Source organism: Wenyingzhuangia sp. IMCC45467, assembly GCF_054111205.1.
This window is the reverse complement of sequence record NZ_CM134196.1, coordinates 2453062-2474140: the sequence shown is the minus strand read 5'-3', so window position 1 is coordinate 2474140 and position 21079 is coordinate 2453062. Positions and strand designations below refer to the sequence as shown.

17 protein-coding genes are annotated in these 21079 nt (G+C 29.5%); 5 read left to right on the top strand and 12 right to left on the bottom strand.

Annotation, left to right across the window (positions count from 1 at the left end):
• Positions 1 to 4: 4 nt before the first annotated feature.
• The 3 genes from tamL to metG all read right to left on the bottom strand — a co-directional run bounded on the left by tamL (position 5) and on the right by metG (position 9496).
• Positions 5 to 2263: a translocation and assembly module lipoprotein TamL gene (gene tamL, locus ACXGQT_RS10585; RefSeq protein WP_457828567.1), complete on the bottom strand. Its 2259-nt coding sequence runs from the start codon at positions 2261 to 2263 to the stop codon at positions 5 to 7.
• Positions 2253 to 7250, bottom strand: coding sequence for a translocation/assembly module TamB domain-containing protein (locus ACXGQT_RS10580; protein WP_457828566.1), 4998 nt, complete (start codon positions 7248 to 7250; stop codon positions 2253 to 2255). The genes tamL and ACXGQT_RS10580 overlap by 11 nt, the downstream gene beginning before the upstream one ends.
• 140 nt (positions 7251 to 7390) lie before the next feature.
• A complete protein-coding gene (gene metG / locus ACXGQT_RS10575; RefSeq protein ID WP_457828565.1) occupies positions 7391 to 9496 on the bottom strand; it encodes a methionine--tRNA ligase in 2106 nt (701 codons plus the stop codon).
• A 162-nt stretch (positions 9497 to 9658) separates the two neighbouring features.
• Between metG and ACXGQT_RS10570 the strand changes: the two genes are divergently transcribed.
• A complete protein-coding gene (locus tag ACXGQT_RS10570) occupies positions 9659 to 10636 on the top strand; it encodes a S66 peptidase family protein (protein ID WP_457828564.1) in 978 nt (325 codons plus the stop codon).
• Between the two features lie 46 nt (positions 10637 to 10682).
• Here ACXGQT_RS10570 and ACXGQT_RS10565 read toward each other — a convergent pair whose 3' ends face one another.
• Positions 10683 to 10829: a hypothetical protein gene (locus ACXGQT_RS10565; RefSeq protein WP_457828563.1), complete on the bottom strand. Its 147-nt coding sequence runs from the start codon at positions 10827 to 10829 to the stop codon at positions 10683 to 10685.
• Between the two features lie 476 nt (positions 10830 to 11305).
• Here ACXGQT_RS10565 and ACXGQT_RS10560 point away from each other — a divergent pair, with 476 nt between their 5' ends.
• Positions 11306 to 11668 (top strand): YraN family protein, encoded by a 363-nt coding sequence (locus ACXGQT_RS10560; RefSeq protein ID WP_457828562.1) that lies wholly within the window; start codon positions 11306 to 11308, stop codon positions 11666 to 11668.
• Positions 11669 to 11671: 3 nt separating this feature from the next.
• Here ACXGQT_RS10560 and ACXGQT_RS10555 read toward each other — a convergent pair whose 3' ends face one another.
• From ACXGQT_RS10555 to ACXGQT_RS10535, 5 genes are all read right to left on the bottom strand, one after another.
• Positions 11672 to 12430, bottom strand: a complete 759-nt coding sequence (locus tag ACXGQT_RS10555) for a LytR/AlgR family response regulator transcription factor (RefSeq protein WP_457828561.1) — start codon at positions 12428 to 12430, stop codon at positions 11672 to 11674.
• Entirely contained in the window at positions 12427 to 12768 is a 342-nt protein-coding gene (locus tag ACXGQT_RS10550; protein WP_457828560.1) for a 2TM domain-containing protein, read from the bottom strand. The genes ACXGQT_RS10555 and ACXGQT_RS10550 overlap by 4 nt, the downstream gene beginning before the upstream one ends.
• Before the next feature lie 9 nt (positions 12769 to 12777).
• Complete coding sequence (locus ACXGQT_RS10545; RefSeq protein WP_457828559.1) at positions 12778 to 14112, bottom strand: histidine kinase; 1335 nt, start codon at positions 14110 to 14112, stop codon at positions 12778 to 12780.
• Positions 14113 to 14341: 229 nt separating this feature from the next.
• Complete coding sequence (locus ACXGQT_RS10540) at positions 14342 to 15658, bottom strand: TlpA family protein disulfide reductase (RefSeq protein WP_457828558.1); 1317 nt, start codon at positions 15656 to 15658, stop codon at positions 14342 to 14344.
• Positions 15659 to 15688: 30 nt separating this feature from the next.
• Entirely contained in the window at positions 15689 to 16030 is a 342-nt protein-coding gene (locus ACXGQT_RS10535) for a hypothetical protein (RefSeq protein ID WP_457828557.1), read from the bottom strand.
• Positions 16031 to 16089: 59 nt separating this feature from the next.
• On the opposite strand from ACXGQT_RS10535, the gene ACXGQT_RS10530 reads away from it, so the two are divergent.
• Positions 16090 to 16638, top strand: a complete 549-nt coding sequence (locus tag ACXGQT_RS10530; protein ID WP_457828556.1) for a CvpA family protein — start codon at positions 16090 to 16092, stop codon at positions 16636 to 16638.
• Positions 16613 to 17431, top strand: a complete 819-nt coding sequence (locus tag ACXGQT_RS10525) for an NAD(P)H-binding protein (RefSeq protein WP_457828555.1) — start codon at positions 16613 to 16615, stop codon at positions 17429 to 17431. The genes ACXGQT_RS10530 and ACXGQT_RS10525 overlap by 26 nt, the downstream gene beginning before the upstream one ends.
• A 107-nt stretch (positions 17432 to 17538) precedes the next feature.
• On the opposite strand, the gene ACXGQT_RS10520 is transcribed toward ACXGQT_RS10525, so the two are convergent.
• Together ACXGQT_RS10520 and ACXGQT_RS10515 are read right to left on the bottom strand one after the other, a co-directional pair.
• Positions 17539 to 18384: a T9SS type A sorting domain-containing protein gene (locus ACXGQT_RS10520; protein ID WP_457828554.1), complete on the bottom strand. Its 846-nt coding sequence runs from the start codon at positions 18382 to 18384 to the stop codon at positions 17539 to 17541.
• Positions 18385 to 18517: 133 nt separating this feature from the next.
• Positions 18518 to 19420 carry a TIGR01777 family oxidoreductase gene (locus tag ACXGQT_RS10515; protein WP_457828553.1) on the bottom strand — a complete coding sequence of 301 codons (903 nt, stop codon included), beginning with the start codon at positions 19418 to 19420 and terminating at the stop codon, positions 18518 to 18520.
• Positions 19421 to 19544: 124 nt separating this feature from the next.
• On the opposite strand from ACXGQT_RS10515, the gene ACXGQT_RS10510 reads away from it, so the two are divergent.
• Complete coding sequence (locus ACXGQT_RS10510) at positions 19545 to 20372, top strand: mechanosensitive ion channel family protein (RefSeq protein WP_457828552.1); 828 nt, start codon at positions 19545 to 19547, stop codon at positions 20370 to 20372.
• A 63-nt stretch (positions 20373 to 20435) separates the two neighbouring features.
• Here ACXGQT_RS10510 and ACXGQT_RS10505 read toward each other — a convergent pair whose 3' ends face one another.
• Positions 20436 to 20990 carry an NUMOD4 domain-containing protein gene (locus ACXGQT_RS10505; protein WP_457828551.1) on the bottom strand — a complete coding sequence of 185 codons (555 nt, stop codon included), beginning with the start codon at positions 20988 to 20990 and terminating at the stop codon, positions 20436 to 20438.
• Positions 20991 to 21079 lie beyond the last annotated feature (89 nt).

Here is a 21079-nt window from a genome sequence, read left to right as displayed (position 1 = left end):
TATATTAAAAAGGATATCCTATTGCAAAATTTAAAATAGTATTACTCAACTTTATGGTACTTAAAGAAGTTGATGTTGGTTGTTTTAAGGGAGTTGCAAAATCAAACCTAATCACAAAACTCTGAATATCTACCCTCACTCCTGCTCCAGCACTTACTGCCAATTCATTCATAAAATTAGAAGAAAACTGTCCTCCTGGTAAAGCTGAATTGTCTTTGTATAACCAAACATTTCCAGCATCGGCAAAAAATGCCCCTTTAAAAAAAGAGTATATAGGAAAACGATATTCTAAATTAGCCTCTAAGCGTATGTCTCCAGAACTATCAAAATAAGTGCTACTGTTGGTACTACTATTATACAAACCAGGCCCTATTGATCTTGATGCAAATCCTCTAACACTATAAGGTCCTCCAGAAAAAAATTGTTTGGTAAACGGCAATACATCAGAGTTACCAATTGGCTTTCCTAAACCTCCATACAATCTTGTAATTAATGTTTTTTCTTTTCCCAAACTGAGATAATACCTTACATCCATGTCCATTTTAGCATACTGTGCATACTCTAACCCTAAAAATGTTTTTTTACCCCCATTAGAATTATTACTAAGTAAACTAATTGTATTTCCTGCAACATCTATATTTGTTGAAAAATAGAATTGATTTTTATTAGGACTTCTTCCTAATTCGTTATAAGTTAAATTTAAAGTAATTCCTCCTATAAATTGTTGATCAAAACTATTGGCTAAAAAAGGATTGTTTGTTAATATATCTTTAAATTCAGTAGTAGTATCAAACAAACGAACGTAGTTGATATTAACCGGATTTATTTCGTAGCTTAAATATTGATTGGCATCCCATTGATACCCAAAACTACTATTAATAGAGGTTAAACTATACAACTTAGATCTACTTAAAAACTCTGTATCAAAAGCAACTTTTGTTTTAGGAACGCCGTACTTGAACCTGTTGTTTAAATCTCCAGGAAAAATTAATCTTGGAAAAGTTAAACTAGCTCCTAGCCCTAACTTTGTTCCTCTTAAATTTTCTGTATTGTTCCCAATCTGAAATTCATAAGCAGCCGTTCCTGTAACGGTTAACAACTCTCCACCTCTAAATAAATTTCTGTTTCTATAATTTACCGATAAACCAGGTCCAGCAAAGTTATTAGACTTGGTTACAGCTTGCAGCTCCATGCCAATTGCCCTTTTGTTTAATGGAGATAAATATATATTAGCCTCTACAAAACCTATACTATCGCTATCTTTTTGCTTATTGGTTTCTTCAAATCGGATGTTTACATATTTATATGTGCCAATAGAAGACAATCTTTTACTCGTAATTTTAGATTTGTATGGATTGTATAATTCATTTTCATCAAGCAACAAATAGCTATGCAATCTTTTAGGTTTAAAGAAAGTAGTGTCTTGCAAAAAGTAAACTCCTTTGTATTTTGTGCTATCTGTTTTAATGTTTTTATCTTCTATACTATGATTTGGATAAACCGATACTTTATCAATTCTATAAGGTTTGACTGCTTTTTTAGGCGTTTCTGTTTTAAGTCTTAAATACAAATCAAATCGTTTGTTATTGTACTGATTGGTGTCTGCTTCAAAAATGATAAAATCTTGATTAAAATTATAAAACCCTTCTTTTTTTAATTCTTCATCTATCTTTATCCTTTCCTGCTTAAAAGACTCTAAACTATACCTAGTTCCTTTTTTTAGTAATGTGGTTTTTAATGTTTCTTTAATTTTTTTATAAACAGGCAAACTATCATTTTCTATTGTATAAGATTCTAAAACATAAGGTTCTGGTAATTCTATGGTGTACTCAATAATTTTTGTGTATTTTTTATCTATTCCTTTTGAGGTTACTTTACTCATAAAAAAACCTCTATTATCTAAACGGTTTTTAAGAATGCCTATCATTTTGTTTTGCGATACATCTTCATAAAAAACAGGTTCTTCTCCATATTTTTTATTCATATACTTGGTCACAATTCCTTTTTTACCCTGTTTTGTTTTATAATGATAATACAACCCTACTCTTGAGCCTAAAAACTTACTGTTAGGTTTGGGTCTTAACAACTCTTCTAACTCAGACTTTAAAGCACTAACCCCTTTTACTTTGTGCTTATTAATAATGACAAGTTTGGCTCCTCCATAAAGTTTTGATTCTTCTGGTATATATTTTTGTACACTACAAGCATTTAAAAGCAACAACATTACTGCTAAGCAGATTTTATGTAAGTTTCTACTTTTCATCTTCCTCTTGTTTTTCTTGTTCTTTCAACCACAACTCTCGAAACTTATTAAACTCTCTATTAAACAAAAAGGCAATTCCAGTAACAATTACTTGCCCATCAATAACGCTTTGAAATTCGTTTTTATGAAACCCTTTTAATCTATAACGTCTATTTTCTGTCAACGCATATTCAATATTAACATTTCCAATAATAGGTGTTTTATCGTCTTTAGACTTATTTTCAATTTCAAAACCACTCCCCACTTGTACTGTTAACCTATCATTAAACAAACGTTTTTGAGCGCTTACGTTTAACTCCGTATTATTTTGCTCTCCTTGAGAGGTAGATTCTGTATAACTATCTAACTCAAATCCAATTTCAATTCCGGTATCTCCTGTTAATTTATTGGAATAATTATTTAGTTGATTAGACAATGCTTTGTTTACATTGTCTCTAGCAATAGACAACGTTCCTCCGCTACTTCCATCACTTACGTTTGATGGAAAAAACTGTCCCAATACCAATAATGAAAACACTTGTTTGTTTAAATCTTCTTCTCTGTTATTTAACTGCTGAACCTGAGTATAAACTTGTCCGCCTAAATCTCCTCTAGATCCTTCTGGCACATCTAAATTGAAAGATATTTCTGGTTTCAGCAATTCTCCGTTTAAATTTAAATACACCCAAAAAGGCATTTTTCTTCTGTATTGATTGGTTGTAGCCGTGTTTGATCCTGAGGTTACAGAAGCCATTAAACCACTGGCTGATGCATTTAATTTATAAATAGCTCTAATATCCATTTCGGCCTCTAAAGGATCACCATGCCAAATAATTTGACTTCCTTTAGCAATATCAAACTTTCTGTTTACCAAATTGTACAAGCTGGCTTCATAATGCCCACTATTTACTTCGTATTTTCCAGACAAATTCATAATTCCATTTGGACTTAAACCAAACACCAAATCGGCCTCTCCTTGAACTCGTAAATTATCTCCAGTTTTTTTATCAATAATTACATTTAACACTGCTGATTTATCTACCTTTAAAACCGTTTCTATGTCCATACCCTTAACAACTCCAGGATTTTTATCTACTCCACTATCTGATGTTAGAATATCATTGGTTACTTTTTTATTAACAAAAAGTACCACTCCTTCACGTTCAACTGCTTCTATGGTAGATTCTGGAATGACATAAGTTAAATTTGAATTTTTATCTATTTGTAACGTACCTGTTACTTTTGGAATATTTAAATCTCCTCCTATTTTTACATCTGCATCAAAAAACAATTTTCCATAATACAAGTCATTGTCTTTTTCTGTGGAATTTAATACTTGTAAGTTTTTGGTTTTTACAGACAAGTCAAATTGTGGGTTAGAAACTTCTTTAGTTCCCACTTTTCCATCTAATACAAATGAATTTTTATCGGCATCTAATACTGTAAATTTGTTTAACAAAACACTAGAATTATCAACCTTAATAGTTTCGTTTGGAAACGTAAAATTAGTATTAAAGCTATTTACCTTTAACTTGGCATTATTAAAGTTTAAACTCCCATTGTAAACTGGGTTTTCCATACTACCCTCCATGTTAAAATTGGCAGAAATACTCCCTGATGCATTGGATATAAATTCCTTTCCAAATGCCTCTACTTTTTTTAAACTTAGCTTGTTTAAGTTTACTTTTAAATTAAAAGGTGACTTTGTTTCCGATGTATTATAACTACCATCTACCACCAAATCTATAGCTTCTTTTTCTTGTAATGTAAGGTGTACATCATAGTTTTTAGTACTATTGGTTTCTGCTTTTAAAACCAAATTACCCAATACATTGTTAAATACTTTTAGTTCTTTTATGTCAATTTTAGAAGTAATGTCTTGCTCCTCTTTAAACTGATTTATATTTACATGACCACTAAGCAAACCACTTACTATTTCATGCTCATCATTTAAAAAAGCAAAAAGACTTAACAAGTTAAATTCTTTAAAGTCTATAGCTAATTTATTGTGATTTTCTTTATTTACTTCTGCATCAAAACTTACTTGTTGATTGTTTCTTGTTAACCTAACATCTGAAGAAGTAATTGCATTATTTTTAAATACAATTTCATTTTCTGATGGAATTTGCCAGTTTTTTCTATTTAAAATAACATTCTTAGGATTTAAATGAACCTTTACCAAGGTGTCATTTTTGGTAATTTCTGAATTTATATTAATGATTTTTTCAGTTTCATCTGCCGTAGAAAAATCTAAATACACCACATCATTCAACAACTTTCCTTGCAAGTTAATGTTATCAATATTTACAGGGTCATGTTTTACATTGTCAATTTTAAAATCTAATGTAAAATCATTCTTTAAAGTGTTTAAAGAAAAAATTGCATTTTTAATACTGCTTTCTTGATACTCTACAAACGGAATATTAAATGTAGAAACCAATTTATGGTCTGCCTCGTTAAACAATAATTTAAAAGTAATGGGATCAAAATTACTCAACCCTTCTAAAAACACCTTGTCTAAAATAGGATCTTGAGTTATGCTTAACTCGGCTTTTAATTGGGTGTTTTTAACCACTGTATCTAACTTAGTTCCTTTTGGAACAAAATATGAACTAAGGTGGTTGTCTATGGCTTTTGTTATTTGTTCAGGATTTGCATTTCCTTTTACTCTTAAGGTTAACAAACCACTATCTATACTTACGTTTGTTGAGTCTTTGGTTGCACTAGCGCTTAATTTTATTGGACTTACAGGAACTGCTTCTTCATTGTAAATAATAAGTCCATTATCTGTTTCTGATGAAAATGTAAACTCATTAGCATTTCCTTTAAAATTGGCCTTTACATTTAACCTTGCTTTTATATTTTGATTGGTTAATTGTAAGCCTTTTAAATCTATTCCTTTTAGGTTGATGGCTGTTTGAATATTTGAAACTAATGAATCTAATTTGATATTAGTCTTGGTATTAAAATCTAAATGATCATCTTTAAAATCAGTGACTACAACTCCCTCTCCCTGATTGATATCTGCCTTAATATTTAAAGGTTTGTAGTTGTAACCATCAAAAACTAAATTGTTAAAAGTAGTGGTTACTTTTGCTTTTAAAGAAGACATTTCTTTTGCTTGTATGGCAATATTAGACTCTAAATCTATCAAGCCAATTTTAGCATTATTTATAAGTTTTCCCAACTCTAAATTCGACACTTTTATTTGCCCGTCAAAGCCTTTAACCTTGCTGTTTTTTAGTTTTCCTTTTACGGTTAACTTCCCTTTTGGTAATGTTAATACTGTATTGGTTGTTAAGGCTTGTAAACTTCCCTTTGTATTAGAGGTTAATAAAATAGTATTGGGAATTATCATCCCTAAATCTTGTTCATTTACAAAGCTCAAAACTGATTTTCTATCCGTTTTAAAACGGAAATTTGGCACTTCAAAACTTAGATTGTTATCAGACAAAACATCTTTAATTTTTGCTGTAAGTTCAATACTTGTTTTTTCTCCCCACTTTAAATTTATAGTAGGAATATCAATATTTTTTAATACTCCTTTAGCAACAATATTCCCAATGATGGCATGCTCAGAAAACTTTTGAACGTATTCATTTCCTTTTAATTCCGGACTAAAATAATAGGCATCTTTAACGTTTAAAGCTACATGGTTTACGGTAACATTAAACAGTGTGTTCTCTGGCTGGTTAATAAAATTATTAATGGAACTATACCCAATATCTACTTGAGCATTTAGCTGATTTGTATTGGTTTTAACAGCCAATTTAGAAATGGTTGTTTTTTTGTTATTAGCAACTCCTTTTAAAGCCAATTCTTTTAATTCAAATCCGCTTTTTTCTACAAACGAAATGTCTTTGATGTTAATTTCAACTCTTTCTTTTCCTAATTCAAAATCCTGAATTAAAATATTGTTGTTGGTTATTTTAAAATTTTGTGGGTTAAATACATTTTTGGGAAAAGTCTTATTTCCCGTTTTTAGTGCAATGGTATTATTTTCAAAAGCCAATTCATCAACTTTAACTTTCCAGTTTGGCCATTCAAAATTGGTTTTATTTTGTGTATTTAAAGTATCTTTTTCAAGGGGAATTTCATCACTAATAAAGGCCAATTTTGCCTCTGTATTGTTTAATTCAATGGTTTCAATATCAACATTTTGATTTGCTAAATCTACCAATGCATTATTAACATTAAATAGGCCTAAATTAACATCAACTAAACTATTGGCTATTTTATTATTGTAACAAGCATGAATGTTTTTTAAACTAACATTCTCTATTTTAATAAAAGGAGAAACCGATTCTTCTTTACTTTCTTCTGATGTTGGAAAAGCTTTGTTTTGAATGTATTTGACATCAACATTAGTCAACGCTAATTTTTTGATAGGAAAATGAAACGTATTGATGTTAAATTGATTGCCAAACGCTACGTTTAAACTACCTAGTTTTAAACGAGTGTCTATACCCATAACCTCATCCTTAAAAAGCAAATCAAAATCAGAAAAATGTACCTCTCCTACTTTTATTTCTATGGGATTATTAACCTTTGTTTTAACCTCTGGTTCTTTAGATGTATTAGAATCTACAAAAGCATTAATAATGTAATTAAAATTGTATTGATGTGTTTTTTCAGGTTTCAATATCTTAGCCACCAAACCTGACCATTCAACAGATTTTACATAAATATTATTTTGAGTAACAATAGGCATTACAGCTATAGAAACCTCTAGTTCTTTGCTATACAACAAAGTGTCTTTTTGCTGATCTTCTAAATAAAGTTCCTCTACTTTTAAGTTTCCAGAAAAAGTTAAATACACTTTTTCTATACTGAATTTGGTGTCTATTTTTGTAGCAACAAAGTCTGTTACTTTGTTCTTAATAATATTTTGTCCCCAAGAACTACGGATAAACAATACTACCGCAACAAATAAAACCAAGAACCCAACAAACAACCATTTAAAAAAATGAAATGCTTTTTTAAAAATGTTGCTCGATTTTAGAGACATACAGTTAATTTCTTAATTAAATACTCTAACAAAGATAATGCCTATAAGTGATTAAAAAACTGCTTTAAAATTTATTATCAAAAAAAATCCCATTCTTGAAATCAATCAAAAATGGGATTTTTTTATATTTCTATAAACGTTTAACTTACAAACTCACCATTAGCAATATTGTCTTCTGTTGGAGCAATAAAAGCTAATTTTCCGTCTTTGGTATCTGTCATTAAAATCATTCCTTCGCTTTCTACACCTCTTAATTTACGGGGTGCTAGATTTACCAAAACAGAAACTTTTTGACCTATAATATCTTCTGGTTTATAGCTTTCTGCAATGCCAGAAACAATGGTTCTTACATCAATACCTGTATCTACTTTTAACACCAATAACTTTTTAGCTTTTGGCATTTTTTCAGCTTCTATAATAGTCCCTGTTCTAATATCTAATTTGGTAAAATCCTCAAAACCTATGGTTTCTTTTTGTGGTTCTACTACTTTAGCTTCGGCAGCATTGGCTAATTTTGTTGCTTCTAATTTATCTATTTGTGCTTGAATTTCAGCATCTTCAATTTTAGCAAACAACAATTCTGCTTTTCCTATGGTATGCCCTGATGGAATTAATTCGTCTTTATTTTCTACATCATCCCAAATTAAATCAGATTGTTTCTCGACTCCATCTCGACTACGCTCGATGACCTCGTTCGAAGACCCTAATTTTAAAATTCCTTTTAATTTGTTGGCACTAAAAGGTAAAAATGGTTCTGATAACACAGACAATGAAGTTGCTATTTGCAAGGCTACATACATAATGGTTTTGGTACGCTCCTCATCAGTCTTTACCAATTTCCATGGCTCTTCATCTGCCAAATATTTATTACCCAAACGAGCTAAATTCATCATTTCCATTAAAGCTTCTCTAAAACGGTAACGCTCCATAGATTTAGAAATAATGTTTGGGTATTCTTTTACCTGAGCTAAAACATCCTCATCTAATTCAGATAAAACTCCAGGGGTAGGAACAACTCCATTATAATATTTGTTGGTTAGTACTACTACTCTATTAATAAAGTTTCCAAAAATGGCTACCAACTCGTTGTTATTTCTTGCCTGAAAATCTTTCCAAGTAAAATCGTTATCCTTAGTTTCTGGTGCATTTGCTGTTAACGCATAACGCAACACATCTTGTTTACCAGGAAAATCTTCTAAATATTCGTGCAACCAAACTGCCCAGTTTTTAGATGTAGATAATTTGTTTCCTTCTAAATTTAAAAATTCATTAGCAGGCACATTGTCTGGCATAATATAATCTCCATGAGCTTTTAACATGGCAGGAAAAATAATACAGTGGAATACAATATTGTCTTTTCCTATAAAATGAACCAATTTGGTGTCTTTGTCTTTCCAATAAGGCTCCCAATCTTTTCCGTTTTGTGCTGCCCATTCTTTGGTTGATGAAATATATCCAATAGGAGCATCGAACCAAACGTATAAAACTTTTCCATCTGCTCCTTCTACAGGAACAGGAATTCCCCAATCTAAATCACGAGTTACCGCTCTAGGACGTAATCCATCATCTATCCAAGATTTTACTTGACCGTACACATTTGGTTTCCAATCGTCTTTATGACCTTCTAAAATCCATTCTTTTAAAAAAGCTTCGTGCTTATCTAAAGGTAAAAACCAGTGTTTGGTTTCTTTTACCGTAGGTACATTTCCTGTAATAGCAGATTTTGGATTGATTAAATCTGTTGCGTTGTGAGAGGTTCCACATTTTTCACATTGATCTCCGTAAGAATCTTCTGCTCCACACTTTGGACACGTTCCTACTACAAATCTATCTGCTAAAAATTGATTAGCTTCTTCATCAAACAATTGAGATTCTACCTTTTCTATAAACTCTCCTTTTTCATACAAGTTTGTAAAAAACTCTGAGGCTGTTTTATGGTGAACAGGAGCTGACGTTCTAGAATAATTATCATACGAAATTCCAAAATCTATAAAAGATTGTTTAATGATTCCATGGTATTTATCTACCACATCTTGAGGTGTTACTCCTTCTTTTTTTGCCTTAATGGTAATAGGCACTCCATGTTCATCAGAACCACCAACAAAAGCTACATCTCTACCTTTGTTACGCAAGTAACGTACATAAATATCGGCAGGCACATAAACTCCAGCCAAATGCCCAATATGTATGGGTCCGTTAGTATATGGCAAAGCGGTTGTAATGGTATATCTTTTAGGATTGTTCATGAATTACATAATTTTAGACCGCAAAAATACAATTCTGTAACGAAACATTATAACATTGATTTATAGAATATAGATAGAAGTAAAACTCTAATACAACAGAATACTCGCAAGTTCGTTAACTCTAAATATTAAATCGTTATTTTTGAACATCAAATCAACCATATGAAATCCTTTTTTAGGCTCATTTTTTTCTTTGTGATTACTACTATGAACAGTCAAAACATCACTTTTACACAACCTGATTTTTTACAACAAGGAGATACTATTTTAATTGTTGCTCCTGCTGGAATTATAAAACAACCTGATGCTATTTTAAAAGCGCAAGAAACTTTTGAAAGCTGGGGATATACTGTTATTATAGGAAATGCTGTTTTTAATGAACATCATCATTTTGCCGGAACAGACTCTCAACGTTTACAAGACATGCAATGGGCTTTAGACCATGCAACTGCCAAAGCTATTTGGTGTGCTCGTGGCGGATATGGATCTGTAAGAATTATTGATGATTTAAATTTTAGCAAATTTGCCAAAAACCCTAAATGGATGATTGGTTATTCCGATATTACAGTGTTTCACAACAAATTACACAATTTAGGCTTTCAGAGTATTCATGCTCCCATGCCAATCAATTTTAAAGAATCATATTCTGCTATTGAAGAAAGTGTGGAGCAGTTACACTATATTTTAAAGGGAAATGCCCCTGTTTATAACATTGCTTCTAACAATTATAATAAGACTGGGAGTTGCTCTGGTGTGTTGATTGGTGGAAACCTAACTATTTTAGAAAACATGATTGGTACTAATACTTGTTTTTCTGCCAAGGATAAAATTATATTCATTGAAGAAATTGGTGAGTACAAATATCATATTGATAGACTGCTAAGAGCTTTAGACAGAAAAGGATATTTTAAAGATTGTGCAGGACTTATTTTTGGTGATTTTACTGACACCAAAAAAAACTATCCTGAATTTGGACAAACCATTGAAGAAATAGTATTAACTATTGTAAAAAAATATAACATTCCTGTATTGTTTGATTTTCCTGCAGGACATGAACTTAAAAATATGGGGCTTGTTTTTGGACAAACCATTGATCTTACTATTGAACAAAACACCTCAACAGTTCAATTTAACAAATAAAAATTACGACTACATTTAATTAGCAGTCGTAATTTTTAGTACTTACTCATATAAACAGAATAGGCTCATCCTCTTCGCTTATTTCCTCATCAAAAAGATAAGGTCTAGGGTACAATCTTCTGTTGATTAGATTGATGTTACTGATAAAATTATTTTCAAATATTTCGTTAATTCTTTTTAGATTATTTTTCATGTTATTTAAATTTTGCTCAATAAAAAAGACACTTAAAAAAGTGCCTTTATAAATATTGAATATGTTGAGATTTACTAATCTGTACTCAGTTTTTATAAAGGGCTTCGTTTTTAGGTTTGGCCTGCACAGCCATCATAAACTTTACTGCTAAAGCCTGCTTGGATTTTAAAATGGTAATGTTACAATGTGTGTTCATGATGTTAAATTTTAAATTAATACTAAACAAAAAAAGCATCCCGTTTGGGATGCTTTTTATATCTTTTTTTGATTGAAATCTTCTTGACTTAAAAAATTTACATATATAAAAACATCCCTATATTATGGTTCTTGACCATAATAGTTTTAAAAATCGACTTAGTACAGGCGATTAACTGGGTGTTATGTAAATTGTTTTGTTTCATTATGCCACAAATTTCAAACTATTTTATTTGATAACCAAATATTTATTGAATAAAAAAACTATATTAGAAACTAAAATGGCATCTCACAACGATTTAGGAAATATTGGGGAAGCTTTGGCTACCGATTTTTTAACAAAAAAGGGTTACTCAATTCTTGATAAAAACTGGCGTTATTTAAAAGCAGAGATTGATATTATTGCTCTTAAACAAAATACACTGGCTATAGTAGAAGTAAAAACTAGAACTACAGACTTTTTTGGAAATCCCGAAGAATTTATTACAAAATCTAAAATTAAATTGTTAATTATGGCTGCGGATGCTTATGTACAAAAAAGAAATTTAGAGGTAGAAGTTCGTTTTGATGTAATTGCCATTGTTAAAAACAATCATCAAACCAATATAAAACACATCAAACAAGCTTTTTTGGCTTTTGAATAATATTTAAGATTCTAACCAATTTTTAAAATCTTTTACTCGTTCTCTTGCCACAATAACCTCATTTGTATTATATGTGTTTAATTTAACCTGCAAACGAGAGTTACTATAATTTAATAAATCTTTTATAGCATTGATATTAATATAAAACTTGCGATTAATTCTATAAAACATTTGAGGCTCTAAAACCTCTTCTAATTTTTCTAGAGTACTTTCTAATAAATAATTTCTGCCATCTGTAGTATATAAATATGTTCCTTTGTTTTCACTATAAAAACATTCAATTTCATCAATATTAATAAGTTTTATATGTGCTCCTACTTTTACAGAAAAACGTTTTTTATATTCCCTGTCTATAGGGTTTACAAGCATTTTTTTAATCTCATCAAAATCTAAAGTAACTGCTTTTTTAGAAGGAATTCTCTCCTTGTATTTTTGTACTGCATTGGTTAACTCTTCTTCATCAATAGGTTTTAATAAATAGTCTATACTATTTAATTTAAAAGCTTGTAACGCATATTCATCATAGGCAGTAGTAAAAATTACTGCACTTTTAATGTTAACTTCTTCAAAAATTTCAAAAGAGAGTCCATCACTTAACTGAATGTCTAAAAAAATTAATTCAGGATGTTCATTGTTTTTAAACCAATCAATAGCAGTTTCTACAGAATGCAATAACGTTTGTACTTCTAAATGTAAACTTGTTAACAAACGTTGTAAATAACGGGCTGATGGTTTTTCATCTTCTATAATAATAACATTCATGTACGGTTATTTTTACGTTCTTTTTCTATAAACTCTTGAATTTTTCTCTCTTCCCAACTTTTAGAAAATATAAGATTTTTTCCAAATACTGATAAGGCATGCACTCCAAGTCCTATTCCCCAAAAAACAGCTGTAGAATAAGTGTTAAATTCCCAAATATTATAATGTGGTTTGTTTACAACTGCGCTACTAATTAAAATAAAAGCATTTACTACTAAATACCAAAACAAGTGCCTATAAAATCCTTTTAAAGACTTTACTCTTTTTTCTGCCAACTCATAGGCTTTTTTCTGTTCCGTTGTAAAATTGTTACTATTTGGATGGTTGTATGTTTTCATAACTTTAATTTATTTCCATTTTTTATTTTCTTCACTACGCATAAATTCTTCCATTTTGCGCTGTTCCCAATCGGTTCCTAAAACACCTTTGTTTACAAAGGTTTTGTATGCCTGAAAAGCAAGTCCTAACCCCCACCCAAACATTGGAAACCAAAACCATTGAATTCCCCACAAAACTTTGTAATTAATATAAATTAGAAAAGGAATTACTAGTATATAAGATACTAAATTGTAATAAAATCCTTTTAAATTTTCTACATACTCTTTAGCTTTAACGTAGCTATTGTCGTCTATTTCTGTTGTTCTCATAATGGATATTTGTTTGGTTAACATAGGTATTAATACAGCAAAATGATCTGTTGTTTTATTTATTTGTACCTGTCTGTTTGTTAATAATTTATATCGTTCTAAAATATTATTCAACCCTACTCCGCTACTTTTCTTTACAATTTGTTTTTCTTGTAAATTATTTTCTACTACTAAAAAACCATCTTCTTCGTAAATAGTAATATGCAAAGGTTTTGTTGCAGTTACTACGTTATGTTTTACAGCATTTTCTAAAAGTAATTGTAAAGAAAGCGGAACTACTTTACTTTCTGGATTACTCGCTTTTTCTGGAATGGTAAAAACAATACTATCTTCAAATCTCATTTTTAAGAGAGACATATAGGTTTTTGCAAACGCTAGTTCTTCATCAACCAAAATCAGTTCTTTGTTTTTTTGTTCTAAAACATATCTATAAACTTTAGATAATGAAGTGGTAAATTTCTGAGCATTTTTAGGATTTTCTTCAATTAAGCTTGTTAATACATTTAGGCTATTAAAAAGAAAATGTGGATCTAATTGATTTTTTAAAGCATTAAATTTAGCGCTGGCTGTACCTGCAATTACTTTTTGTTCTTTAATTCTATTTTGCTGATACTTGTTATAGAAATATATAAAGTGAAAGACAATTACAATGGTTAAGGAAATCCACAAGCCAAATTGATAATTACTAAAAGTTTCTTTGCTTATAAAAAACTGAAAAGTTTCTCCTTTGTAGAAAACTGCTAAAAAAGATCTGATTAAAAACAAACCAGCAAAAGAAATAATTATAGATCCTAAAAAGCCTATTAAAATTCTTTTTACAAATGATTTCTTTGTCCAATTTAGTTCATTTAAATAATCAAAAAAAGACAAATTAAGATATCCCAAAACAAGAGAATACAATTGATATTGTAAAAAATTATTGAATACTTGTGTAATTGTATTAAACGGAAATCCGGTAAACAATACGTTTCCTACAACAAAAACAGCACACCCTATAACAAATGATATAAATATGTTTTTAACTGATTTTTTCATAGTTTTTATTTGTTGTTATTAATATTGATGAAGATACAACCTTGATTTAAAGTAATTAAATCTTCTATCTTATTGATGAAACAAATATCTAATACAAAAACCTATTTAAAAAAAAGGGTTTACCCAACTGTTAATTTTTTAGGATGAATTGTTTTTTATTTACGTAAAAAAAACAAGCCTCCATTTTAGTTAAAAATGGAGGCTTGTTTATATTTTTTAAACTGTTTTACTATTCTAAAATATCTTTTAACACCTTAAAACTATTAGGTTTGGCTATAATACGTTTGTTTTTATTTAGTATAAAATATGAGGGAGTAGCGTTTACATCATAAGCAATGGCCTCGTTGCTATTCCATTTTCCAAGCGCTAGTACATTCTTCCAGTCCTTCATATGTTCCTCAACAACCTCTTGCCATTTTTCTTTAGTTTCTGTTTCTTCTAAACCTATGGCTATTACAGTAACATCATTTTTAAGGTTTAAAATTTCTTTAACCTTTGGTAGTTCTACCGAACAATGAGAACAAGTACTGCTCCAAAATAGGATTAAATACGTATTAGATCCTTTTAAAGAATATAGACTCTCTGTTTCTGAAATTTTAATATTTGGAGCTATGGTTCCTATTAAAGTTCTGGCTTTGTTGTCGGTTTCTTCAAGTAGTTTTTTATTCTGAACCTCCTGTGGTAACTCTTTATATATATTAACTACGGCAGTTAATACATTATTATTTTCTTGTTTAACAAACTCTGGAATAAAATAACGTAAAACCTCTTCTTTAAAAACATTATTAGTTGTTTTGGCTAAAATCTCTTTTATAGCCTTAATATAAAGTTCATTTTGTTGTATTACATCATCTGTTTGATGTAAATAAAAAACATAATCTTTTAATCTACTTTTAATAAACATAGAATTTCTAAGGGTTTCATCTTGAAAATCTATATAATCAAAAAAGTGATCTATAATGTTTTCTAAATATTCTCCCGGTAACGTAAAAGGTAAAGGAGCATTATATCTTTTTGTAGCTTTAATAATCCCCAAACAGTAATCATCTTTAGCTAAGTTTTCGTAATACTGTTGTGCTCCATCAATTTTTAACTTAATGTCTTGATATTTTGACACATTAGTTATTGGCTTGCTAAAGTAGGCTAGCTGAACAGAATCTAACTTATATTGTAACGTGCTAATATTATAGTTATATGCTTGCAACAATTGGTTTTCTCTAGATTCTAAAAAAGCTACAGATGGTTGCCCCTTTTTACTATCCACACTAAATTTTACATTTTCATTATTGTAAATAAAATCAACATAACCTGTTTTAATATTTTGATACAATGCTCTGTAATTCCCAGCTGGCAAACTATCCATAGAAAAAGAAAACTGCTTGTTTATTACATCAGCATATTTTATGTAATCTGTTTCGCCTTTTACAATTCTATACAAAGCAATATCTTGTACAGAGTTTGAGTCTGTAAAACTTCCACTAACAGTATATTGAGCATTTACAATGTATGTTGTTATAAGAATTAAAAATGTAAGTAAGTTTTTCATAGCATGTATATTACAAAAAATATTCCAAAACTATTCGTCAAAATAACGTACAATAGCTTCTTTCATTAACAATGTTTGTTCTCCTGGTTTTAAATTAGGTAAACTTTCTAAAGCATTATAGTGTGGCCATCCATCATCATCAAAATAATCAAATTCATAATAACCATAAGGCTCTAACAGTCTACAAATAGCTATATGCATTAAGTTTAATTTTTCATCTTTTTTAAAAACTTTATATCCCTGTCCTAATTCTTGAACCCCAATTAAATATAAAATAGCATCAACATCTAAAGTATCTCCATCGGCAAACTTATCAGATAAATCTTTTACCACTTCATGCCAACGCAATTTTAATTGCTCATCATTTACCATCTTTACTTTTTTTAACAAATATAAGAAGTCCCAAAGGCTAAAACGATAAAACTGTATCTTTGATTCAAATTTATTCCATGGAAGTTATTGATATTATTATTGCAGTCATTTTACTGTTTGGTTTTATAAAAGGTTTAATAAAAGGTCTTTTTGTAGAAATTGCATCATTAATAGCATTAATTGCAGGTATTTATGGAGCCATTCATTTTTCTTTTTATGCCAAAGATATTTTAATTAAATATGTTGATTGGGAGCCAAAATACATATCCTTAACTGCTTTTGCCATTACTTTTATTGTTATTGTAGTGTTAATTTCTGTGGCAGGAAAACTATTAACCAAAATAGCATCATTAGCTGCTTTGGGGTTGATTAATAAAATTTTGGGAGGCGTTTTTGGTTTCTTAAAATTAGCTTTAATTATGAGTATTTTACTCGGTTGGTTTGAAAAAATTAATGTAATGATTCCTTTTGTAGGAGAAAAAGAGATTGAAAATTCTGTGCTTTACAAACCAACTAAAAATTTAGCTTCTGCTATTTTTCCTGTTTTATTAGATACTTTTGACGATTTTAAAGAAAAAGAAAATGATGATGACAAAAAAATCTATTAGTATTTTAGGTTGTGGATGGCTGGGTTTGCCTTTAGCAGAAGCCTTAGTAAACGATGGATTTACCGTAAAAGGAAGCACCACTACTACTGATAAATGTGAAACTTTATTGACTAAAAATATTCAACCTTATGTGTTGAGTATTGATGAAGAAATTGATGGAAATTTAGATCATTTTTTACAATCCGAAATACTTTTTATCAACGTTCCGTTTAGAAAACAAAAGCCGTTTTTAAATAGCTATAAAACTTTGGTAAAAGCCATAGAAAAATCACCCATTAAACACGTTGTTTTTATTAGTTCTACCGCTGTATATGCTGATGTTGATGGAGAGGTTACAGAGGAAGAAAACTTTAAAGTAAATCCTGCAAAAAAAGACTTATTACTTTTTGAAGATTTGTTTAAAAACAACAAAAATTTTAACACCACCATTATCCGTTTTGCTGGGTTAATTGGTGGAACACGTAATCCTGGAAACTTTTTTAAAGAAGATAAAATTGTGCAAAATGCATTGGCTCCAGTAAATTTAATTCATTTAGAAGATTGTATAGAAATTGTAAAAACCATTATTCATCAACAAAAATGGAACACAACTTACAATGCAACTGCCACTACACACCCAACAAAAGCAGTTTATTATAAATTAGCGACTGAACAATTATCTAAAAAACCCGCTGAATTTATTGAAGAGTTAAGCAGTTTTAAAATAATTTCTAATCAAAAATTAATAGATGAATTAAACTATACATTCATCTACCCTGATTTAATAGAAGCATTAAAGGTTTTTAAAAATTAGGCTATTTCTATAGAAATACTAAAAATTTATCTGGTTATACAAAAATAGATGTAAACCCTTTAAAAAGAGCCTACATCTATTTTACTAATCTAGAATAAACTTCTACTTTATTTTACAATCAATTTACTTGTATTTCCTTCAATTTGTACAAAATAAACACCTGGTAATAAATGATGATTAACACTAATAGTCTTGTTAACTATTTTTGCATTTTTATTTAATACAAGACTACCTATTACATTGTAAACTTTTACAACTGCCTCACTTTTAGAGTATTTATTATTTAAGCTAATATTAAATATGTTCTCTGTTGAAGGGTTAGGATAAACTTTAAATACAGAATTTAGCAACCCGCCTTTTAATGACATTGAAGCATCATCATCTGTATCTTTATAAGCTTCAATATCTGCTACAGTTGTAAAACTAGCAACCCAATCTACTGTATAATTTGTTGGAACAGTAGCATCAGCTATTGTAAAGTTAATTTTATTGACTTCAATATCTCCAGTAGTATAATTTGTATCAGGAGTAACATCAAAATAATAAATATTATCTCCTGAAGTAGTAACAACAGAACCCGCAGGAGTATATCTACCTCCTCCTCTATTTATCCAAGCACCCGCTGTTAAATTATATAATTCTAATTTTAAAACTCCTGTTGAAGGTTTATCTCCAATAAATTTAATAGCAATAAGTTTATCTGCCTCCTTATTAATTGTATAATTAGTACCTGCAAGAAAATTTAGATCTGCACGGTATTTACCTGAAGTTCCTTGATCCCCCATAGTTACATCTAAAAGTCCACCTGAAATGTTACTTGTTCCGTTTGGATTATCGTTTACAGACCAATCTCCCACAACCATAAAAGGTTCATTAATACCTTCCTGAGCATATACTATTTTACCAAAAAACAAAAAACTTAGTATTGTTAAATAATGTAATCTTTTCTTCATATCTATATTTTTAAATTTATTATATCATCAAAAATATTTATTGATATAGATAAAATCTATAAAATTACATCCATTTTATTAAAATTATCATTCATTTTAACCATATTACAATATGTTAGAACAATAACCTTTATTAAAACACTTCATTTAATATTTCTTGTAATGTTGGATAAGAAAACTTAAATCCTGTTGATTTTATTTTACCATTATCAACAGCACTTCCTTTTAATAGTATTGTTGCCATTTCTCCAAAAATTAATTTTAACATAAAAGCAGGAACTTTTGGCATAAAAAGAGGCTTGTTTAACACACTTGCTATTTTTTTTGTTACTTCTTTGTTTGTATTGTTAACTGCAACAGCATTATAGCTTCCTTGTAATTCTGTATTGTTAAGAATGTATACATACATATTACACAAATCTTTTAAATGAATAATTGACATGATTTGTTCCCCAGAACCAATAGCAGAACCAAAACCTAATTTTATAGGTAAAGACATTTTTTGTAATGCAGAATTATGACTTGCAAACACCACTCCTGTTCGTAAACAAACAGTTCTAATTCCCAACTTAGTAAACTGATTTGCAGCAGCCTCCCATTGTTCACATACTCTTGCCAAAAAGTCATTTCCAAAAGAATCTGTTTCTTGATAACATTTATCGGTAGTTTCTAATCCATAACAATCTGCTCCAGATGCAGATATAAATGTTTTAACACTATGCTTATTTTCTTTTAATGTTTTAAACAATAAATTGGCTGTTTTTACCCTACTATCAATAATAATTTGTTTTTGTTTTGTGGTCCATCTATTTTCACCAATATTAGCACCAGCTAAGTGAATAATATGATCTGCACTACATACAGCATCAACATCAATTTTATTATTATCTACCTCCCAAAAGGCATATGTTAAGCCTTTTGTAGATGATTTTTTTTTATTTCTAGACAAAATTACTACCTCATCACCATTTTTTAAAAAGACATTTTGCAAATGTTTTCCTACCAAACCAGTTCCTCCAGAAATTAACACTTTCATATATACATTTGTTTAATAATGATAAAGCTACTAAAAAACTAGCCCTTTTTTAAGGGTATAACACAAGTAATTGCTCTTAAAAATAATTATATTTGAGAATATTAAATTAAAAAAACTAATTACTATGGATGTAAACAACATTTGGGAAACAGTAACTACAAAAGGTTCTGAATACGTAACTGCTTATGGATTAAAATTAATTTCTGCAATTGTTATATGGATTATAGGAGCATTTATAATTAAAAAATTAAATAATGCTTTTGCTAAAGCATTAGAAAAAAGTAAAACAGACGATTCTTTAAGACCTTTCTTAAAAAGCATGTTAGGTGTACTTTTAAAAATTATTTTAGTTATTACTGTATTGTCTACTTTAGGAATTGAAATGACATCATTTATTGCCATTTTAGGAGCTGCTGGTTTAGCAATTGGTATGGCATTGTCTGGAACTTTACAAAATTTTGCTGGAGGAGTAATGATTTTAATTTTTAAGCCTTATAAAGTAGGCGATTATATTGATGCTCAAGGACATGCTGGAACAGTTAAAGAAATTCAAATTTTTAACACTATTTTAAAAACTCCAGACAACAAAACTATTATTATTCCTAACGGAGGATTGTCTAATTCGTCTATGGTTAACTATTCTACAGAGCCTACAAGACGTGTAGATTTTACTTTTGGAATTGGATATGGTGATAGTATAGAACAAGCTCAAGAAGTTTTATTAAACATCTTAAAAAACGATGCTAGAATTATAAACACTCCTGCTGAGCCTTTTGTACAAGTATCTGCATTGGCTGATAGTTCTGTAAACTTTGCTGTAAGAGTTTGGGTAAATTCTGCTGATTACTGGGGAGTGTTTTTTGACACTAACGCTAAAGTATATAACGAGTTTAATAAAGCGGGTATAAACATTCCTTTTCCTCAAATGGATGTTCATGTACACAAGGATTAATTCTTAATAATACACATAATAAAACCGGCTTATCAGCCGGTTTTTTATTTCTTAATAAATATTTTAATCATCTATTTTTACAGAACCCCAATTTTCACCTGTTTTAATTCGGTGAATTTGCATATCAGACACTCCAAATTGCTTGGCTATTATTTTCAATCTTGTTTTATTCTTTGGGTCTGCTAACTTTCTTTTAATAATTCTTACCCTACCTTCAGTTAACTTAGCATAAGTACGCTTAGGCTTAGATTTTAAATATTCCTCATTTGCATATTGATGCAATTCTTTTTCTCTTTTTGTAGCCCAACGCAAATTGTCTATATGATTGTTGTACTTATCATAATCTAAATGAATTACATAAATATCATCCTCTTTTTTTTCAAGAAAATGTTGTGCCACCAATTTGTGCACATATCTACTCGTTCTTTTTCTGTTAACTTCTTGAATAAGTGGAATGGTAGGATAGCCATTGGTATCGTACAACTTAAATAGCTTTTCTTCTCCATCAACACATTTGATGACACGACCGTAATTAGAAATTTTATACTTTTCAAAGCGTGCAATTACATCATCAAACTCAATATCTTTCCACTCTTCATTTCTAAAACCATTTACCATTTTGCTAGTATTTAATTAAAATTAAAAAACACCCATAATGTTTAAACTTATTAAACATTACAGCTCCTGTAAATAATTCTTAATCATAG